At 34.9% G+C, this 19,460-nt stretch carries 19 protein-coding genes; 17 read left to right on the plus strand and 2 right to left on the minus strand.

Going from position 1 to position 19,460, the window contains the following annotated elements; translation table 11 throughout:
• The first annotated feature begins 361 nt into the window (after positions 1-361).
• The 17 genes from ACN0WY_RS04400 (at position 362) to ACN0WY_RS04480 (ending at position 18,210) form a co-directional block, all read left to right on the plus strand.
• Positions 362-2,149, plus strand: a complete 1,788-nt coding sequence (locus ACN0WY_RS04400) for a ParB/RepB/Spo0J family partition protein (RefSeq protein WP_159612918.1) — start codon at positions 362-364, stop codon at positions 2,147-2,149.
• A 250-nt stretch (positions 2,150-2,399) separates the two neighbouring features.
• The gene (locus tag ACN0WY_RS04405) at positions 2,400-2,561 is read left to right on the plus strand and encodes a hypothetical protein (RefSeq protein ID WP_159612916.1); all 162 of its coding nucleotides are present in this window, start codon (positions 2,400-2,402) and stop codon (positions 2,559-2,561) included.
• A gap of 17 nt (positions 2,562-2,578) precedes the next feature.
• Positions 2,579-3,415 carry a DUF932 domain-containing protein gene (locus ACN0WY_RS04410; RefSeq protein ID WP_159612914.1) on the plus strand — a complete coding sequence of 279 codons (837 nt, stop codon included), beginning with the start codon at positions 2,579-2,581 and terminating at the stop codon, positions 3,413-3,415.
• Between the two features lie 108 nt (positions 3,416-3,523).
• Entirely contained in the window at positions 3,524-3,940 is a 417-nt protein-coding gene (locus tag ACN0WY_RS04415; RefSeq protein WP_159612912.1) for a hypothetical protein, read from the plus strand.
• 47 nt (positions 3,941-3,987) lie between these two features.
• On the plus strand, positions 3,988-4,698 hold the full coding sequence (locus tag ACN0WY_RS04420) for a hypothetical protein (RefSeq protein WP_159612910.1): 711 nt from the start codon (positions 3,988-3,990) through the stop codon (positions 4,696-4,698).
• A gap of 114 nt (positions 4,699-4,812) precedes the next feature.
• A complete protein-coding gene (locus tag ACN0WY_RS04425) occupies positions 4,813-5,580 on the plus strand; it encodes a DUF6577 family protein (protein WP_159612908.1) in 768 nt (255 codons plus the stop codon).
• Positions 5,573-6,682: a nucleotidyl transferase AbiEii/AbiGii toxin family protein gene (locus tag ACN0WY_RS04430; RefSeq protein ID WP_159612906.1), complete on the plus strand. Its 1,110-nt coding sequence runs from the start codon at positions 5,573-5,575 to the stop codon at positions 6,680-6,682. Before ACN0WY_RS04425 ends, ACN0WY_RS04430 begins: the two co-directional genes overlap by 8 nt.
• A 5-nt stretch (positions 6,683-6,687) precedes the next feature.
• Positions 6,688-8,106, plus strand: coding sequence for a hypothetical protein (locus ACN0WY_RS04435; RefSeq protein ID WP_159612904.1), 1,419 nt, complete (start codon positions 6,688-6,690; stop codon positions 8,104-8,106).
• Position 8,107: 1 nt separating this feature from the next.
• Positions 8,108-9,019 carry a hypothetical protein gene (locus ACN0WY_RS04440; protein ID WP_159612902.1) on the plus strand — a complete coding sequence of 304 codons (912 nt, stop codon included), beginning with the start codon at positions 8,108-8,110 and terminating at the stop codon, positions 9,017-9,019.
• Between the two features lie 738 nt (positions 9,020-9,757).
• Entirely contained in the window at positions 9,758-10,102 is a 345-nt protein-coding gene (locus ACN0WY_RS04445) for a single-stranded DNA-binding protein (protein WP_159612900.1), read from the plus strand.
• A 75-nt stretch (positions 10,103-10,177) separates the two neighbouring features.
• On the plus strand, positions 10,178-10,627 hold the full coding sequence (locus ACN0WY_RS04450) for a JAB domain-containing protein (protein ID WP_159612898.1): 450 nt from the start codon (positions 10,178-10,180) through the stop codon (positions 10,625-10,627).
• Positions 10,628-10,638: 11 nt separating this feature from the next.
• Positions 10,639-10,836 (plus strand): hypothetical protein, encoded by a 198-nt coding sequence (locus ACN0WY_RS04455; protein WP_159612896.1) that lies wholly within the window; start codon positions 10,639-10,641, stop codon positions 10,834-10,836.
• A gap of 432 nt (positions 10,837-11,268) precedes the next feature.
• A complete protein-coding gene (locus tag ACN0WY_RS04460) occupies positions 11,269-11,649 on the plus strand; it encodes a BfmA/BtgA family mobilization protein (protein WP_159612894.1) in 381 nt (126 codons plus the stop codon).
• 11 nt (positions 11,650-11,660) lie between these two features.
• Positions 11,661-12,692 carry a MobB family relaxase gene (gene mobB, locus ACN0WY_RS04465; RefSeq protein WP_239178619.1) on the plus strand — a complete coding sequence of 344 codons (1,032 nt, stop codon included), beginning with the start codon at positions 11,661-11,663 and terminating at the stop codon, positions 12,690-12,692.
• 5 nt (positions 12,693-12,697) lie between these two features.
• Positions 12,698-14,278 carry a type IV secretory system conjugative DNA transfer family protein gene (locus tag ACN0WY_RS04470; RefSeq protein ID WP_159612890.1) on the plus strand — a complete coding sequence of 527 codons (1,581 nt, stop codon included), beginning with the start codon at positions 12,698-12,700 and terminating at the stop codon, positions 14,276-14,278.
• A 203-nt stretch (positions 14,279-14,481) separates the two neighbouring features.
• On the plus strand, positions 14,482-17,586 hold the full coding sequence (locus ACN0WY_RS04475) for an HsdM family class I SAM-dependent methyltransferase (RefSeq protein WP_239178621.1): 3,105 nt from the start codon (positions 14,482-14,484) through the stop codon (positions 17,584-17,586).
• A 3-nt stretch (positions 17,587-17,589) separates the two neighbouring features.
• Positions 17,590-18,210 carry a hypothetical protein gene (locus ACN0WY_RS04480; RefSeq protein WP_159612886.1) on the plus strand — a complete coding sequence of 207 codons (621 nt, stop codon included), beginning with the start codon at positions 17,590-17,592 and terminating at the stop codon, positions 18,208-18,210.
• Positions 18,211-18,317: 107 nt separating this feature from the next.
• Here the strand turns inward: ACN0WY_RS04480 and ACN0WY_RS04485 are convergent, their stop codons facing one another.
• Both ACN0WY_RS04485 and ACN0WY_RS04490 read right to left on the minus strand, forming a co-directional pair.
• On the minus strand, positions 18,318-18,509 hold the full coding sequence (locus tag ACN0WY_RS04485) for a hypothetical protein (RefSeq protein ID WP_239178624.1): 192 nt from the start codon (positions 18,507-18,509) through the stop codon (positions 18,318-18,320).
• A 70-nt stretch (positions 18,510-18,579) separates the two neighbouring features.
• On the minus strand, positions 18,580-19,434 hold the full coding sequence (locus ACN0WY_RS04490; RefSeq protein WP_159612884.1) for a DUF4138 domain-containing protein: 855 nt from the start codon (positions 19,432-19,434) through the stop codon (positions 18,580-18,582).
• Between the last annotated feature and the right edge of the window lie 26 nt (positions 19,435-19,460).

Raw genomic sequence — 19,460 nt, forward strand, 5'->3', positions numbered from 1 at the left:
ATTTTTTATCTGTTTTGAGACTACCTACCAAAGCCTTAGAGAATTTAATACGGTTTTTATCTGCAAATTCAGTTGCTATAACATGCAACAAAATTATGCATAAAACGATTTTAGAATAATAGAATGAAACTAACCGAAAGAGTATCCAATTAATTAAAAAGTTTAATCGTTCTTTTTGTTAGAGGTTTTTTATCATACAATATTCCCGAAAGTTAAACTCGTAAAATACTTCCATCAAAAGACTACGGCATAAAGCCATCGCTTCTGCCCCTACTCATTTATTCCGTTTCCTTTTGAGCCAAGATTTTATCTTCCGTTTGGTTCACTGCTCAAATATTGTTTAATCTAAAATTTGAGTATTATGACAACAAAAGCGAGTACCACAAGAAAGCGTAGAATTACAACGACTACTGCGAAGAAAGAATTGAACGGAAAGAAAGTTCCGGCACTTCAAATTGAGAACATTCCCATTGGCAAAATCAAGCCTGACCCTAAGCAACCGAGAAAGACCTTTGATGATAAGCAGCTACAACAGCTTTCGGATAGCATCAAGGAATTTGGGGTATTGCAACCAATAACGGTTCGCAAATCTGGAAAGGACTTTATCATCGTAATGGGTGAAAGACGGTTTCGCGCAAGCAAAATAGCGAACAAGAAAACGATTCCCAGTATCGTAAGAACTTATGAAAACGACGAAGTGCTTGAAGTTCAAATCATCGAAAATCTGCAACGAAAGGACGTAGAGCCTACCGAAGAAGCCGAAGCGATAGCTTATCTGAGTGACAAGTATCAACCCTCTGAAATCGCAAAGCGTTTGGGTAGAACGGATAATTTTATCAGACAACGTCTCAAGCTAGCAGGATTGATTGATGGCTTCAAACATTTTGTACGCAATGGCGAAATGACCATTTCCTTAGGTGTCGGTGTAGCGCTCTTTACACCAGAGGAACAACAGATGATGCTGGAAACAATGGGTGAAACTTTTAATGCGCATCAAATAAACAAGATGATTAACGATCAAACCTATGATTTAGAAAAGGCATCATTTGATGTTACAAATAAGACTTTGGTGCCAAAAGCTGGTTCGTGTGTAGAATGTCCATTTAATGCGGCAAATCAAGGGAATCTTTTTGGCGAAGGTAAAATGGTTTGCGCTAAATCGGCTTGTTTTGAGACAAAGAAATCCAAATCGTTTTTGAACTTGATTGAGAAAACCAAAAAAGAGAACATTCTTTTAATTCCTGAAATTCGCCTGTATTGGGCAGATGAGGAAAGCAATCAGCTTATTATTTCCCAATTGGAAAAAAATGGATTTAAAGTGTATCTACTAGATGATGTTGAAATTATCGAAAATCCAATTGAACCTACAATAGAAGCCATTAAGATTGAATATCAGCATTACGATTATTCAGAAGATGAACTTAAAGCGGAATTTGATGAAGCGATGCAGGATTACGAACAAGCATTGATAACTTACAATTCTGTAAAGGATAATGGATTTGTAAACGGTATCATCTTTCATCCTGAAACTTACCAACACAAAGAAATTTTCGTAAAGGTGAATGAGAAATCAGAAAACAAATCAATTGATTACTCAACACCATTGGCTAACAGAAAAATGGCAGATTGTACGCCCGAGGAACAAATCATTAAAATCAACGAAAGGGAAACCCGTAAGAGGCAGATTGAGAACAATAAGCAGTTTGAAGAAGTTGTCAAAATGATTCGTGAGACAGATTATATCAATACCAAGAAAATACTTTCGGTGGATGAAATGGTAGCATTCTCAATTTCGCTTTTTGAAAATAATGTGGACTATACAAGCCAACAGAAATACTTTTCAGGATTGTTGGGCGATACATCAAAAATGACCAGAATTGATGTTGCGGAAAATTTCAAGAAGAACTTTAAAAAGGAAATCTTCCACAAATTGATCCGCTACATCCTCACGAAGCAAGTCCATTTTGGCGAAAGTAATCACGTTAACAATCTCACGAATATTTCATTCTACAATGCGATGCAGGGATATTACAAATCCAGAATTGCAGACATTGAGAAGAGCTATGCTGAGAAACGAAACAAGCGTGAAGCACGTTTGAAAGAGCGTATAGCAGTTCTTGAAAAGAAAATTCAGGAACTCAACGATTAGCTTTTGTTGTTTGAAGAAGGGTTGGCATTCGTGTCGGCCCTTTTTCTTTTTTATAACATTAAATGGGTATTAAGAAAAAAGTCAATCAATATCGGTGCAAAGGTAAACTCGTAAAATGCACCCATCAAAAGACTACGGCATAAAGCCGTTGCTCGCATCCATTTCTGATTTATTCCGTTTCCTTTTGAGCTGTGATTTTAGCTTCCGTTTGGGTACTGCTCAAATATTGTTTAACTAAAATTTCAACATTATGAAACAAGTATCAACAAAGGTGAAGATTTCAGCCCAAGAAACCGAGGCACATTATCAATCTAGTAAAGAAAATTACAAGATTGAAGGTGCCGAAAGTCATCTAGCCTACTACAGAGAAAAGCATCCAGAGTATTATGCTCTTCTATCACAAAATGTTTAACCTTAAATTCAGAAGCTATGTATTTACAAAATTTACAACAGGATGAAATTTTTGTTCCATCAGAAATGAAATCCTTAAAAACCTTAACGCAGATGGAATCTCGACGTGGACTTGAAAACGTCATCATTTCAAATGGAAAAATTGTCAATGTGGTATCGAACAGCTACGGCCACATCCCAAACCAACTGTTTTTTAAGAAAGCAGAAGAAATGTTGATTGATGCTGGACTGAACTACCACAAACGTACTATCAACAAAATCGATAGGTCGTTCATTACCGACTTTATCATTGACGACAAAAGCCAGTTTACGGTCAAGAATGATAAGGATTTGATACTGCCGATGCTTCGGTTCAAGAATTCATATGATGGAAGCGAAAAGACCTCTGGCCACTTTGGTTTTTACCGAAAAGTATGTTCCAATGGTCTTCACGTCTCACAGGCTGAAATCGAGTTTTCGATTAAGCACAGTAAGAATAATACAGACCTAATAATGCCAAGGTTGAATAATCTGTTTGATAAATTTCTGGATAACGAGTTCTACACCATCACCAAGAAATTCGACAAGATGAAGGAATTTAAAATCATCGACACCAAGGAATTTGTAAAGGCGATATTGGATAGAACGAAGTTGTTCCGCTATGAATGTAGCGACAAGAACAGCGACCCATCGAAGAAGTCGCGTGAAGTCATAGAAACTCTAAACTATGAGGCCTTATTGCTCAATGAAGAACCGAATTTATGGTTAGGTTATAACGCCTTCAACGCAGTATTGCACAACACGTTAAAGAAAAGCTTTGGCCAACAAGAGCGGTTGGACAAGAAACTCTTTGATGAAGTCTATGCCCTGGCATAGATTTAGAGGTTTATCCAGTACCTATCTAAACTGGATTTTTTCTTTTTAATTTTCAACTTTTAGGCGGAAACAAATAATAAAGTATATTGTGCATTATTAACTATAGTTGTGGAAAAGCTTACTGAAAATAGAACTATTGAATTATTGATGCCTTTTTTGGTACAACAAGGCTACGCAATAGAAAGTTTCTGCTTGGGACAAACTAGAGGTTATGATATTGTTGCGGTAAAAAATAATAGGAAGCTATTCGTAGAAGTAAAAGGTGCGAAAGCGCATAACGATTCACCCACTAAGAAACGCCCATTTTTTAATTCAGGCCAAATTAAATCACATTTGGGAAAGGCTATAATAAAATGCCTCGAAACCAAAGTCGCACATCCTGAAGCGACAATAGCTATTGCCCACCCAGAGGACGAGCAAATTAGAAGAGCAATCGATGGGATAATTCCAGAGCTAAATAAAATAGGAATTAGTCATTACTGGGTAAGTGCCAATGGAACTGTTCAACTTGATTCACACACTTAAATTTGAACCACTCTTTAACTAAATCATTAGACAGCATATTCAAATTCTTGGAAAAGAACCGTGAATTTAACCATACTGTACAGACAAAATCATATTACCGTTTTTTGTCGCCATATAGCAGTACGCAAGAAAAAGTATATTCCCTTCTACATCATATCGTAAATACACAAAGCAGACCAAATATAAACAGGCTCTCAGATTTTTTTCAAAAGATATATACCAACCAGCATCTCTTAACAGGCTTTCGCAATTTTGTTGAGTTTCTCACAGAAAAAGAGTGCGAAGAATGTAATTACGAACTGCTGTTTAATGCACTGTTGAAACAAGATGGTTGGGGAAAAAAGACATCTGCATTGTTTACAAAGACCATTTACCACATTCATAGGGGTAGTTACGACCAATCATTACGAATATGGAATGATGCCCCACAAGAGATAGATTCCAGCGAAAAATTCTTTTTGCCTGTAGATACGGTGATTGAAGCAATCTTTTATAAACTTGATTCATCAGAAAAATGGAATTTTGATAACATCAATTCCGTTTTACAACAAATCTATTCATCTGAGCAGATGGAAATTTGGGATGATTTGTGGTTTTGGGGTTTTATCACACAATTGGGTTCTGGTTTACAACGAGAACATATTTGGAACGAACAAAAATACTGGGCATTGCTTGAGACCGATAAAGACAAGATTGTTATTGAAAAAATACAATCAAAATCTTTGGAATTTCTGTCAATATTGAACTCTGACCAGTAATCACTTTAATAATCATTAATCAAAATTTTACCACTTAATTTTGATAGTGGCAATAATTTGTTTTCAAATATTTACCACTTTTTTGTATTTTTGGCAATGTTTTGATTTTTAATTATGCCAAAAATTATAGAAAATAGACTCATAGAAGCCTTTAAGAACCGTAGTTCATTCAATAGGGGTGAACTATATGACTTTTATCTCGATTTTGAACCAGACCTCAAAGAGAATACGTTTGGTTGGCGAATCTATGACCTTAAAAAAAAGGATATCATTAAAACAATAGGACGTGGGCTATATGTTATTTCCTATAAGCCTAAGTATAAAGCCGTCCTGTCTGATAACATTTATAAAATCGCTCGCAAGACCAACGAGCGTTTTGAGGATATAAAATATGCAATCTGGGAAACCCAATGGCTTAATGAGTTTACCCAACACCAAACTTCCAATCAAATAATTATTGTCGAGGTAGAAAAAGAGTTTATAGATTCATTCTATTATTACCTTAATGATAATCTGAGAATGGATTTTTTCCTAAATCCAGATGAGAAGGAAATTCAGTTTTACATTTCAGAAAGTAATGTGCCAGTTGTTATTAAGCGTTTGGTGACCAGGGCACCCATTCAAAAAATAAAAAACAAGAAGGACGTTGTAGACATAGCCACACTAGAAAAGATAATGGTTGACCTATTTGCAGATGAAAACCTCTTTCATTTTTACCAAGGTCCTGAAATGGTACATATCTATGAAAATATCATAGACAGGTACAGCATCAATTTTACCAAGATGTTCAGCTATGCAAAACGACGTAAAAAAGAACAGGAAATCAAACAATTTATAAGTAACCACATTCCAGATTTCTTAGAAGATATACCATATGATTGATAAAAAAAGTTTTACAAAGGAATGGCTGGATAACTTTCGTTCAAAAAAAGAACATAAGTCCATTAACGTTACTATTTTAGAAAAAATGGTTCACGCATTGTCCCTGTTGGAACATTTAAAATTAGCCGGACTTGATTTTGTGTTCAAAGGTGGTACATCACTTGTGCTCTTGCTAAATGAAGGTAATCGATTTTCAATCGATATCGATATTATTTCGAGTATCGAGCGTAAAGAATTAGAGGCAATATTAGATACGGTAATAGCCAATTCACATTTTACAAAACACGTATTGAACCAACGTAGAAGCTATAAAGAAGGTGTGCCAAAGGCACATTACACATTCGAGTTTCAGTCGGTGTATAACCCAAATGTGCCAGGAACTATTCTATTAGACATTCTTTTTGATAGTCCACACTACCCAGAACTTATCGAATCACTAATTGAAACACCTTGGCTCTCTGTTGATGGAATAGTAACAACGGTAATGACACCATCCATTAATGCCATATGTGGTGATAAGCTAACTGCATTTGCGCCAGAAACTATAGGTATTCCCTACTATAAACAAGACCAGCTGTTTGCAATGGAAATCTGTAAACAATTGTTTGACTTGTCAAAACTATTTGAAAGTATTACGGATATGGCCACAGTGAAAAAAAGTTTTTCTGCTTTCGCGAAAGCAGAACTATCTTATCGCAGTTCGGATGCTAATTTTAGTAAAAGGAATCTCAGTGATAAAGATGTGCTGTGGGATTCTATAAATACCTGTGCAATTATTGCACGACGAGAGCGCAATCTAACTACTGAAGCAAAAAAGAAATTTGCGGATTTAAGTTCCGGCATACGAAGTTTTGGCAGTGCATTTTTGATGACAGGAAATTTTAGAATTGAAGAAGCATTGTCAGCATCAGCCAGAGTCGCTTATTTGAATGCCATACTGCTACAAGAGGAATTAGTTGAAATAGAATATTATAAGAATCAGGATACCAGCAAACTGGCCATAAAACATCCAGATTGGGCATTTTTGAACAGATTAAAGCGACAACCGGATAAATCCATATTTTATTATTGGTATAAGACGGTAGAATTATTAGTAAATTAACGTGAATGGAATTTAAATATATCATAGAAATTTGTGTCGCTATCGATATTGCAATTTTGGGTATAGCATACCCTATTATCGTAGACAAAATATCCAATATTGGTTATAAGTTTTCATCAAACTATTTGGCCAATGCTTTTGAAAGTGAATTTCCACAGACCAAATTTCTTGGAATACTACCAGGAAGATCAAGAAGAATAACAGTTTTTGAGTGGGTTTTATTCCTTACAATCGGATCATTTATATTCCTAATATTAGACCTCGAACCTCTTTTTTGGAAGGATTACTGGTGTATGCAAAACTCAGCTAGAATCTTAGTATTGCTATCAACAATTGCATTGGTTGTGGTTTTTATTATTTGGTTAGATAAAGTATCACTCTATAATGGTAAGTCCACACGTTTGCTTACCTATATTATTTCCAAATACCGAAAGCTGGAGAAAGACGAAGATGACAAATTCTATTTCAAAATCATCAATGAACTGGCGATATTCGCTATCAGAACACAGGATAAGGGTTTGGAAGAAACATTAGTTACGTTCTACACAGAAGAATTTAACAATTACCGTGCAAACTTCATAAGGCCTAGAGAAGAAGAGAAACCTGATGGATTTGAAAACTTTAAAGTTGAGTTTAATCACGAATTTCATAATGGCATAAGGGAAATCATCAGGGAAGTTGCTAAGGGTAGAAATGAAGACTTGCAAAGTCTTGAATATTTTGTTGTAAGTGGTATATGGCTGATGGGGCAAGGCATATTTGAAACACCAATCTCTAACGAAACCTACAAGGAGCTTTGGCGAAATGTTGTACTCATATCAAACAATGCCAAATTTGTGGGGAACTATTGGGGTACGGCACATCAATATTTTAGTTTTGGATTACAACGCGTGTATGGCACTAACTACAACTTTGAAACCCACACATACGATAACCAGTCATTAATAGATAAAAGGGATAACGAAAGAAAACGTTTTTTTGAGTTCCACTTGGCATTAGGCGGTTTATTGATTTATCAGAAAAACTATGAGGCTATTAAAACGCTGTTTACATATACACAGCATCAGCCACCAAAATATGTTCTGTTACCTAATAATATGACAGAGATTTTTACTTGGTTTAGTAGTTTCAAGGATGAATTTGGTAGAGGATATTATCCTATTGATTTATCATATCCTTTCCCAGGATTGGATAATTTAGGGAACAGAAGGCGCGTTACTTTTTACATATGCCAATATTTAGCACTGCTCTTTTTAAGACAATTTAAATTAACCGAATATAATACCTACGATAACTTCACTGCGCAACCTACCTTACCTCAGACCGAAGTATTGGAATTATTACGTTGGCAAGAATCCATAAATTATTTCAGGTTCTGTTTGAAAAAAGTATTGAAAGATAAAAATCTCTTAAAGACAATATAATATGAAGAAGAAAGAGATAAAGAAACTAAAGGCGAAGTCATCAAAATTTATAGATGTTCTCGAAATATCCATTGAAAAAGCTATTGAAGATGCAAGATTAAATGCAGATATTGACTATGATAAAGAATGGGATTTTCTAGTCAATTCTAAAGAAGCCATTGTAAAAGCATTAGAAAATTTTGATAGTATCCAGAATTCTGCTGAAAATTTTGATGGGCAACCTACTATTTCCTTCGGTGTAAATGGTACAATGAATCTGTTTCAGAAATCTGCGTTTACATCCGGAGATATCCCGCATCTTAATGCGGACACTATATTATCCCAACAGATAGTGTACCAGAACATTAATTATTACATTCCAAACGCATTTCTATCAGCTAGAAAAAAAAGGTATCTTCTTCGTAAAGATGACTTGGTAAAAGGAATTGAAAGATTAGGTTTTGATGCAGAAAGAGATGTGATTATAGCAATGAATCTAAATATCTATGGGATAGATGATTTTAATAAAATTGAGGATAAAATTATTAGTATTCCATCTACAGGCCTTAAAAATGTACTGTTCGTTTTACCAAAAGCTGATTTGCCTATTCTAAAACATAAGGACCTTGATGTTGATGAACAAAAAGAACACCAACTAGGGATATTAGATGAAGATAGAAAAATTTACGGCTCTTTAATCGACTTAACACAAGATGGTAATTCTAAACATAGGGACAAATGGAAAAATTCCAACATAGATTTTGCTACCGATTTAAAAGTACAACTCACCATTGCTTTTATTACGGAAGTTGTTTGGAAAGCCAATGCTAATGTTGTTCAAATCAATATTGAAAACTCATTAAAGGAACAGGGAATCGTAAACGAACTATCAGATGTAGAAGAACTGATACCTAAAAGAGAAGATAAAAATTAAGATTAGAAATCCATACCAATGAATGTAACTGGAAAAGGAGGATTTAGTATTGTTAACCACTCAGCACATTTCCCTTTATTTAGTTCCTTCCTGCCGAAAAGGCAGGAAACACTTCATTCCGAGAAAAGAGCTTCACTACAAATATCTTGGACACAATCCCCAATTTTAGCTTTCCACTCCGCTGACCCTTCCCGATACGCTGGGAAGGAACATTACATTACTTAGCCAAAATTGTGAATTAAGTCCGCCTTTCATCGGAAAGCCATCACTTCGGTTTTCTTAACAGAATTTACGGTAAGTCCTTCTTGAGTGCTTCCTCGAAAATTCTTAAAAACCAAATTGCTGTCTTACACATTTTAAGGGGTTTATAATGGATAAAGCCTTTATTGTTTTTCGGGTCGTCGAAAAACAGGCACGACATAACCAATTCTAGTTTAATCACAGCTACTTGTTTCGCTTAACTGTCGGTACGCTCAAACGCAACTGCGTTTAAAAGAACTGCTAATGCCCTTATGGAACTTGTCAAGACTATACGAGTTTTAGTGAAAAATAAGGCTTCTACTTCCTTGAAATTCCAAGGAATTTACTACGTCGCAAACACACCTGATTTTACACTAAAAGTCTTGACAAAACCCACTCTATCCATTGTGCGGTGCACGAAAGAAAAGAACAAACACCCCTTAAAATTTAATCACAGTTGAATTGAAAAGGGAATTATTAATCTTTAAATCTTTTATTATGAGTACTATTAAAAATCACGTACAGTTAATTGGAAACGTTGGACAAGAACCAACCATTACGAACCTTGAAAACGGAAAGAAAGTAGCCCGTTTTTCACTCGCCACAAATGAGTATTACAAAGACAGCAAAGGCGAAAAGCAGACAGATACGAATTGGCATACAATTGTAGCTTGGGGCAAGACTGCTGAAATTGTAGAGAAGTACGTGGAAAAAGGAAAAGAAGTTGGAATATCAGGAAAACTAAAATCCCGAAGCTACACAACTGATGATAACGAACAACGCTATGTTACGGAAGTTGTAGCTGATGAAATCCTATTACTTGGAAGCAAGGGAGATAAGTAAACCTAAAATGAAAGAGGGCGTAACCGTCGAAAGATCCGCCCTCTTTTTTTCATTCACACTTTAATTAAATGCACAATGAAAGCACAAGTTAACGAAATAAAAATAAGTTATAAAGGCGGTCTAAAATCCAAAGATTGGATTCAGGTTTCGTCTTCTGCACAAGCTGCGGAAGTCCTTTTTCAAAATTGGGATAAACGTACAATGGAATTACAAGAGACGTTTAAAATTGTACTCTTAAATAACAGTAATAAAGTGAAAGGTATTTGCCAAATTTCACAAGGTGGAATTGTAGGAACTTTAGTGGATATGCGCATACTATTTGCAACTGTATTAAAATCACTTTCGGTAGGTTTGATATTAGCACATAATCATCCAAGCGGTAAATTGGAACCGAGTAGAGCAGATATAGAATTGACTAACAAAATCAAGAAAGCTGCATCTGTTTTTGATATTCGATTGTTAGACCATTTGATTTTTGCGCCCAATGGCGATTACTATAGTTTTTCAGATAACGGAATTTTATAAAGAAAAAGACTATGGTATATCTCAATTTTACGGACTTGAGCGAAGAGGCTCAAAACCGACTTTTAGAAATTTCTAAAAAAGATGTGGAACGAAAATTTGGGGATGCTATCCGCAAATACGTAAAGGAAAATTATACCTGTTTTGAAACAATGATTGAGGAAGAAGCGATACGTAATTTATATACCTATAAATATGTGTTCAATATATAATTTAGTTAATTTTTAAATCCAACACCTCTGATTTTTCAGAGGTGTTTTTGTATGTAATTCAAATCGGATTCAAGAAAAAAAAATGTATCTTTACATTGCTGAAATTCAGCACGCAAACTAAAGTAAGGTTATCCAATTTTGACTTTCGCCGATACCCTTACACATCGAAAAATAACATATCGGAAAATCATTTTCCTTAAAAAAGGCAATCGGCTTTTTAGCCGGATTGTATGGATTTTTGTCCCGCGAGCGGGACGAAAAGGAATAGCAAGAGGGTAACACGCTTCGCGATGTTTCAGATTCCTTTCTGCTTTTAACAAACTGTAAATCAGTTAATTAAGTTTGTTATGGTTTCCTAACAATCAAAGATTTGCGACAAACGGGCTGAGAACGTCCATTTTTAGGGGAGATTTTGCGACAAATCGGCAAAATATGGACTCATTTACTGGAATTAGATTCAAAAAAGAAACTGCAAAACGTTTCCAAACTTTCTCACGCACTTACTTCAAATCGCACACCGAGGCAATGGCCACGATGCTCGATTTTTTCTTCTATAACGAAATTTCGCCAAAGGAAAAGTTAGGCCCGACAGGGCGAACTATAGAGGCCAAACTTTTAAAAAGAATTAATGCTATTATCGCCATAATGAGGGATGTTGAAAAGACGCAAACCAAACCAACTGTAGCTATGATTCAATCCCTTTTTGAAACGGAAGAGTCAATCAAGAAACCGCTTATTATAGAAAAGAAGTATGCAGAAGAAAAGAAAGAAGTACGCTTTTGTGAAAAGCAAAGTTCAAGTAATCAACTCTAATTTTTTGAGCTATGTACATAACAATAACACCTCAAAAACTGGGTAACAATTATTCACAAAGTTCAGCTGATTTTGTCGAGTATTTAGAGAAGGAAAATGAAGGTTTGGAACAGCAGGATATGGAACATTTTTTCAATCAGTATGGCGATGAAATTTCGGCTGAAGAAGTAGTCAAAGAAATTGACGGAAACACAGCAAAATTAAAAAAGACAGAACCCAAGTTTTATTCGATTACGGTCAGTCCTTCAAAATACGAATTGAGAAAATTACAGAACAATAGCCAAGATTTAAAACGATACACCAGAGAACTGATGAAGGATTATGTTACCAGCTTCAATCGGGAAATCAATGGACGGCCGATTACAATAAACGATATAAAATACTTCGCTAAAATTGAACATCAACGAACCTTTAAAGGAACGGACAAGCAGATAAGAGAGAACCAGCCTTTTGCTACCAAAATATTGCAACTCAAAACGGAAATCCGAAATATAGAGGAAGGACGAGCTGAAGGGAATATTAAAAAGATGAGAACCAAAATTGCCAGATTGGAAAGTCAGGCACCACATCGGCAAAATGGAAAACGTATAGTTCAGGGAATGGTAAAAGACGGGAACCAAAGCCACATTCATATCATCGTGAGTAGAAAGGATGCTTCCAATTCGGTCAGCCTTTCTCCAGGGAGTAAGCACAAAGCTTCTGAAGTTGAAATGCACGGTAAGAATGTCAAGCGTGGTTTTGACAGGGATAAATTCTTTGAGAACGCAGAAAAAACATTTGACAAGACTTTTGGCTATAAGCGCAACTTCGCTGAGACGTACAAGGCACGGAAGGATTTTGTGAAAAATCCCAAGCTCTACTTTGCTGCCTTGATGAAATTACCTGCTAATGAAAAAGCATTGGCTTTTAAAATGATGAATAGAACCGGATTGCCCTTACCACCTAACATCCCTTTAAGCCAAGCACAAATTGCACTTCGGGTTTTCAAGCGCCTAAGACACGGTGCAGAAGTAGCCATAAAATCAAGTTCCATCGGAATCTAATTGGAATGCAGATAGATAATCTCATAACAACATTTTCAATTATTGGTTTTGCCAGTACTGTTTTTTATGCGATATTTCGGATAAGCAAGTATGCGTTTCTTTTGAATATAGCAATGCTTTTATTTCTCTTATTTTATATTTCTGAAGGGAATCAATTAGTATTGGTATTGTTGTATTTGGTGTGTCCGCTAATGCTAATTAATACAGGAATGTATGTTTTTCTGCATAAATCTGAAGACAAACAAAATGGAAATACTAAATACCAAGTCAGTTTTTCTACTAATAAAGGAAACTTCAAACTGGATAATATTAAACGTGGCGCATCCGTCATCGGATCCGCCGGAAGCGGAAAAACTGAAAGTGTCGTATATGGATTTCTAAAGCATTTCCGTAAAGAGAATTTTTGTGGAATTATTCACGACTACAAGGATTTTGAACTTACTGAAATGGCATACCCATTGTTTAAGGATAGTGATATTCCGTTTAAGGTCATTTCCTTCGATAAAATTATCCATCGGGTAAATCCTATTGCACCTCGCTATATAGAGAACGAGGAAAGTGTAAACGAGGTGTCAAGGGTATTGATTGAAAATCTTTTGGAGCAACGAGAATCTGGAACAACAGGTACTACAAAATTTTTTAACGACGCGGCCGAAGGATTGATAGGTGGTTTGATTTGGAAATTGAAAACCGACTATCCCAAATACTGCACGCTACCACATTTGATAGCAATTTATCAGTTATTGGACACGGACAGCCTTATTCAGTTTTTGGAAACCAATACTACATCGAGAGCAATGGCAGATGCTTTTATAAGTGGCAAGGATTCTGACAGGCAAACTGCTGGTGTCAAAAGTACCTTGGCCAATGCACTAAAGCGCATTAGTACACAACGTATATTTATGGCTCTCTCTGCAGATGAAGTGCCTTTGAATATCAATAGCGAAGATAATCCTGCCATCATTTCCGTAGTGAACAATCCAAAATATGAGACATCATATTCGCCCGTAATTGCAACCATTGTTCACACTATTACAAAACAAATGAGTGTGCGTAATTCCAGACCTTCGTTTTTGTTGATGGAAGAAGCACCGACTATACGCCTTTTGAATATGCACCGTATTCCAGCGACCTTACGGAGCTATGATATCGCCACTATTTATGTAATGCAGGACAAAATCCAAAACGATATGATGTATGGCGACAAGGCAAGTAAGGCGATTTTAAGCAATTTGTCCTATCAGTTTTTTGGAAAGGTAAACGACCCGGATACTGCAAAATACTATGAACGCTTTTTTGAAATTATTAAAAACCCGACGAAAAGTATTAGTCGTGGGCATAATCTCGATTTTGATACACGTATTACGACTGGAGAAAAGGAAATTCCAAAGATAAGATCTGACGTTTTTTTCAGATTAAAACAAGGTGAGTTTATTACTTATGCTGATGGCAACGATAAGAAAGTTCAGTTTAAATTGGCTAACATTAAACGAGAGTTGCCAAAGGAATCGAAGCAATTTTCTCAGGCTGATTTAGCGGCGAAATTTGAGAGGGTTTATGAGGAAGTTAGGTCGATTTTTAAGTAGCTTTTTTATTAGTTTAATTAAAATATCATGGTCAGAATATGAGTGATGAATCTATACATAAAACGAGTAATTGCTTTATCCAATTTTTTGGAATATTTCCAAATAATAGTAAAACTTCAATTATCAAAATCACAAAATCATTTGTACCTTTGGAATTAATTTAGCTTATAACTAACTATCAAGTATTTTGGACAACTTTCGATATGATTAATTTTAATTTAATAGAAAATTTAGGTTTGGATAAAGCCGTATCTGTCACTTCGGATCCTATTCAAGTTTCTGATAGTCAAATGGTTGTAATTAATCAAGTCAAAGACTTCGGTATTGATGAAATTTACTTCAGTACTGATGAAAATAACAATAGTTTCCCCGCGGTTTTTTTAAAAAAGGTTGAAAGATTTGATGACCATGCGCTTCATCAGGTTGCGAAGGCGCAAAAAAAAATATGGAACTTCAAAAAGGTAATTTTTCTATACGTTTATTCGGAAACTGAAATCCGTATCTACAACTGTGCAGAAAAACCTCTCATAATCAAATCAGACGATTTTGACTATAAAAAGGAGCTTAAAACACTCGAAATTGAGTCTTACAAGTTCAAGGACAAAACCAAAATCAAACAGCTTCAAAACCTTTTTTCAACCATTGCCATTGATACAGGTATTATATGGACATTGGCGGAAGCCTATGAAATAAGAAAGAAGATAAGTCTTCAAAGAAGGGTTGATAAATACCTTGTAGAGAGCCTTACCTATACCGCCAAGCAATTGCAGGAAGAAGGGCTAGAAATTGACTTTATTCATAAAATAATAATGCGCTCTCTATTTCTTTTGTATTTGGAAGACAGAGGTGCAACGGATGAAAAATTTTATTCTGAAATAAAAAAAGGAGCTAAGTCTTATTTTGACATTCTAGACGATACTGATAAAACATATTCTCTTTTTCAAAAATTAGAAGAATACTTTAACGGTAATGTTTTTACAGTTGATAGTAATGAATCTATTTCCAAAGAGCATTTGCTGATTATCAAAAAGTGTTTTATAAATGGTAATGATAATTCCATTCAGCAAAATCTATTTGAAGATTTACGCCTATTCGATTTCAGTATTATTCAAATAGAATTATTGAGTGAAATCTACGAGAATTTCTTAGCTGAAATAAACCCTGCCTTAAAGCAAGATACAGGCACATTTTACACACCGCCCTCTCTGGTTGAACTTATATTGAATGAGAAATTACCAATATCTAGGTCGGAAAAAGAATTTAATGTTAAGGTATTAGACCCAACGTGTGGTTCGGGTATTTTTTTGGTTGAAAGTTTTAAACGGTTGGTCAAGCGACACGAAAATGCCAATGGAGAAAAACTTACGGACTTTAATGAATTGAAAAAACTACTTACGGATAATATCTTTGGTATAGAGATACATCCTCAGTCCATCAAAGTAACAGCTTTTAGCCTTTATCTGGCTTTGGTGGATAACTTAAATCCCAAAACAATTTGGCAAAATAAGGATTATCGCTTACCATATTTGATAAATGACCCTACTGATGATACCCTGTTTGAGCAAGGTAACAATCTGTTTCGAAGTGATACTATTCGGCAAAATCCGGAAGTAGAACAAATAGACTTTGATTTGGTGGTTGGAAATCCGCCTTTTGGTACTAAGAACCTATCCCAATCTATTCGAGATTATAGCGATAAATTTGGCTTCGCTAAAGAAATGGTTCTTCCATTTTTACACAAGGCGACAACCTTTTCTGAAAACGGGGAAATAGCATTGATTTTCAATACCAAAATCCTTACCAATACCAAGATAACATATCAAAATTTTAGGAAGTGGCTTTTCAACGAGTGCTATGTTGAGAAGATATATAACTTTTCTATATTGAGGAATGCACCAAAAGACTTTGGAGGTCAATTATTTGGTTCGGCTACAGGACCAATAAGTATTGCATTTTACAGAAAAAATGAACCAAAGAAAAAATCTAATACAATTGTCTATTATGCCCCTAAGACATACATTAAATCCAATGTGATAGAAGGTGTTAGCATTGATGGTACAGATTTGAAATATCTTCCTCGTGAAGAATGCAAAAAACCGACTTCAAAAATTTGGAAAATTGCAATGTGGGGTGGAATAGGAGATATTAATTTAATACAAAAACTCAATACTTCAGACAGTCTTGAACAGTTTATTTCGGATGAAAAAATTTACAGAGGCTCTGGGTTACAATTTTTGAATAATTCTACTAAGAATCCAAAAGTAGACAACGAAATTCCAAACAGATATATTGCCCCTTCAAATATTAGACGTTACGTTTCACATTCATTTTCAGATTTGAATTCTGGACTTACTCAGAGATCAAAGGAAATATATGCTAAATATTACGATGTACAAGTTGAGGACTTACCCACGATTAACGTGTTTAGGCGTGTGGGTGCAAAGAAAACTTATTTTGCGCCACATATTTTAATAAAGGAAGGTCTTTCTAATTGGAAAATTTGTGCTTCATACGAAGATGAAGCCTGTTCGTTTAACAGTAAAGTTTTAGGACTTAGTCACTCAGACTCAAAAGTACTCAAAGGATTAACTTGTTTTATAAACTCAAAACTTGCCTATTATTATCTTTTTTTATGTTCTGCATCTATTGGAATCGAGAGAGAAGAAATCAAACCAAATGAAGTTTATAGACTACCATTTTCTTTGACTAAAAAAAACTTATATCATCTTGCTAACATTTATGATAAGATGATAATTGAGGGATCTAAAATTTTCAACACTAACTCAAAAAAGTTTGAAAGGGAAATTGATAGGTATATCTCTAAATGCTTTGATTTTTCAATCGATGAAAGTTTAATTGTAGACAATTTTGTAGAATTCACAATTCCATTATTAATCAAGAAGCATCAATATGTCCTCGGTCCAACCAACAAAAATGAAATTCGAGATTATGCTAGAAAAATTTCAAAGTATTTAAACGACTTCGTGCAAAGCCAAAATCTATATGCTAACTGTACTGTTTATGAAAATATAAATCATTTTTCACCTTTAATGATAATCAAAATTATGTTTGGAGATTCTGAAAAGGAAGTTTCAATATCTACTGTAGATTTACAAGACATTTTGCGGGATTTGGATAAAGAACTATGGCAAAAGAAAGCAACTAATATCTATTTCAGAAAAAAATTAAACTATAAGACAGGTAACGAGATTTTTATTGTTCGTCCCAATCAGAAACGATTCTGGACTCAATCGATGGCGATTGAGGATGCTTCAGAATTAATACTGGAAATCCTTAATGAAGTATAATAAATGGGATTAAACAAAGTAATAGTTGCCAACTTCAAAAGAGGCTTTGAAGAAAAATGCTTTCAGCTGATAACAGAATCTTATGTTTCAGCTATGGAAACCAAGTTCATCAAACTGAACTGGGATGAAAATGACATTACTTCAGAATTACACGAACACATTAAGGAAAATCCGCTAAGATTAAAGTGGAGCATCGTTACGAATGTTGAGCAGCATTTACCGAAAGATGATATAGGTAAGGAAAAGGGGTTTGCAGCAAAACTGCCTAGAATAGACCTTAGATTGGTAACTATAAATTCATCCTTAGAATATGAATACTATATGGAGGCCAAAAACCTTAAAGAGAAAGATTCTGGCTTAAAACGACGTTATATTGATACTGGAATTAACAGTTTTGTTTCCAAGAAATATGAAAACGGATGCCTACTTGGGTATGTTCTTGAAGGAGATTTAAACAATACCGTGGATGGAGTTAATACACTTTTAAAGAAAGACAGCAGGCAGTCTGAATTTTTGAAACCTAAAACCAATTATTTACACGATAAGTATTACGAATCGGAACACGTTGATGATTTGGTGATAAGGCATTTTATGTTCGATTTTACCATTTTAAATAGTGTTTAAAAAGAGCCTTTTTCCCTAGGCCCTTTATTAATCACTTTCCACTGGCCATCTTCTTTAACCAATTTAAAAATACCAGGTTTAGGGTCATAGGCTGTGAAATATTTTATCTAGGTTATTTCACCAACCATAGCTTCATCAATAATCTTGAAGTCGGATTTTAAATTTTTATCCTGAACGAACATTTCTTGAATGCTGGAAAGATTCGCATAGCCCTCTGCAATAGTATGCTTTTTTAGAGAAACTTTATCACCGTAATAAAAACTTTCGGCAACAACTTTAGCAGTTTCAGTAGGAGACATATCTTTATTTCCTCAACAGGAGATGAAGAGCGACACAAGTAGACAAATGACTAAATTTTTCATAATACTATTAATTTGGGTTATTGATATATCTATGTGAAATTTTAAGTTCAATATTGCGCTCGCCGCCTTTCTCGTTCAATTCCAAAATTACCCTGCGCTCATTTGATAATGAGAATTTAGGCATCACGTAAACCAATCGTACCATTTTGCCTTCCACGATTTTTGAAAGCAAGAGATGTTTGTAAATAGGTTCTTGGTACAAACGCTGTAATGATTTTCTTTTTCCCTTTTGTCGCGTTTCGATTGAGAGGTTTAAAAAATTCAAATCGTAATCCATTGAAGAATTATTCTCAATCCGCATAACAAAGTAGAGCTCTTCTTTATCAAAAACAATATTTTCAATAGTCAAGACAATGCCTTGAGTACGCTTCTTAATTCGACCAACACGCTGGTTACTATTAAGAAGATAGGAGCAGAATTTTTGATAGTAATAAGTTCTGTTATCTATATTTTCTTCTGTAGAAACAACCTGAATCGAATCAGGTATTATTGGCTTTTCATTCCCAATACTACTCGATAATGGGATAAAATAATTGAGCTTTGACAGTTGCTTTTTATAACTAACAATATACGAAAAAATTGAACCATTTTTACTGACTACCAGAAGATTACTGTTTTTACCAGGCTTTGCCTGAAGTAGTCCAAAATATTGTTCCTTTTCACGATTATAAGTAAATACAAAATTATCCGAACCGGTTATGCCTTGGCGTATGGGTTCGGGGAAAAACAGGGCAACGTTTTTGGTGTCGTTTGCATAAATGGTATCGAGAACTAAATTTGTTTGCGATTTAGTCTGTGCCAAGCACAAGAGAGGTGTAAAAGCAGAATTGACAAGAGCTAAAATGATGATATATTTTTTCATAAGTGTGGTTTTTAAATGCCCATTAG

It is taken from the genome of Tenacibaculum sp. (assembly GCF_048269885.1).
Lineage (GTDB): Bacteria > Bacteroidota > Bacteroidia > Flavobacteriales > Flavobacteriaceae > Polaribacter.

What these genes read in the sequence shown, in the direction of transcription:
- ACN0WY_RS04400 (WP_159612918.1), top strand. Translation starts at nt 362, where the DNA reads ATGACAACAAAAGCGAGTACCACAAGAAAGCGTAGAATTACAACGACT.
- ACN0WY_RS04405 (WP_159612916.1), top strand. Translation starts at nt 2,400, where the DNA reads ATGAAACAAGTATCAACAAAGGTGAAGATTTCAGCCCAAGAAACCGAG.
- ACN0WY_RS04410 (WP_159612914.1), top strand. Translation starts at nt 2,579, where the DNA reads ATGTATTTACAAAATTTACAACAGGATGAAATTTTTGTTCCATCAGAA.
- ACN0WY_RS04425 (WP_159612908.1), top strand. Translation starts at nt 4,813, where the DNA reads ATGCCAAAAATTATAGAAAATAGACTCATAGAAGCCTTTAAGAACCGT.
- ACN0WY_RS04430 (WP_159612906.1), top strand. Translation starts at nt 5,573, where the DNA reads ATGATTGATAAAAAAAGTTTTACAAAGGAATGGCTGGATAACTTTCGT.
- ACN0WY_RS04435 (WP_159612904.1), top strand. Translation starts at nt 6,688, where the DNA reads ATGGAATTTAAATATATCATAGAAATTTGTGTCGCTATCGATATTGCA.
- ACN0WY_RS04440 (WP_159612902.1), top strand. Translation starts at nt 8,108, where the DNA reads ATGAAGAAGAAAGAGATAAAGAAACTAAAGGCGAAGTCATCAAAATTT.
- ACN0WY_RS04445 (WP_159612900.1), top strand. Translation starts at nt 9,758, where the DNA reads ATGAGTACTATTAAAAATCACGTACAGTTAATTGGAAACGTTGGACAA.
- ACN0WY_RS04450 (WP_159612898.1), top strand. Translation starts at nt 10,178, where the DNA reads ATGAAAGCACAAGTTAACGAAATAAAAATAAGTTATAAAGGCGGTCTA.
- ACN0WY_RS04455 (WP_159612896.1), top strand. Translation starts at nt 10,639, where the DNA reads ATGGTATATCTCAATTTTACGGACTTGAGCGAAGAGGCTCAAAACCGA.
- ACN0WY_RS04460 (WP_159612894.1), top strand. Translation starts at nt 11,269, where the DNA reads ATGGACTCATTTACTGGAATTAGATTCAAAAAAGAAACTGCAAAACGT.
- mobB (WP_239178619.1), top strand. Translation starts at nt 11,661, where the DNA reads ATGTACATAACAATAACACCTCAAAAACTGGGTAACAATTATTCACAA.
- ACN0WY_RS04470 (WP_159612890.1), top strand. Translation starts at nt 12,698, where the DNA reads ATGCAGATAGATAATCTCATAACAACATTTTCAATTATTGGTTTTGCC.
- ACN0WY_RS04475 (WP_239178621.1), top strand. Translation starts at nt 14,482, where the DNA reads ATGATTAATTTTAATTTAATAGAAAATTTAGGTTTGGATAAAGCCGTA.
- ACN0WY_RS04480 (WP_159612886.1), top strand. Translation starts at nt 17,590, where the DNA reads ATGGGATTAAACAAAGTAATAGTTGCCAACTTCAAAAGAGGCTTTGAA.
- ACN0WY_RS04485 (WP_239178624.1), bottom strand. Translation starts at nt 18,509, where the DNA reads ATGTCTCCTACTGAAACTGCTAAAGTTGTTGCCGAAAGTTTTTATTAC.
- ACN0WY_RS04490 (WP_159612884.1), bottom strand. Translation starts at nt 19,434, where the DNA reads ATGAAAAAATATATCATCATTTTAGCTCTTGTCAATTCTGCTTTTACA.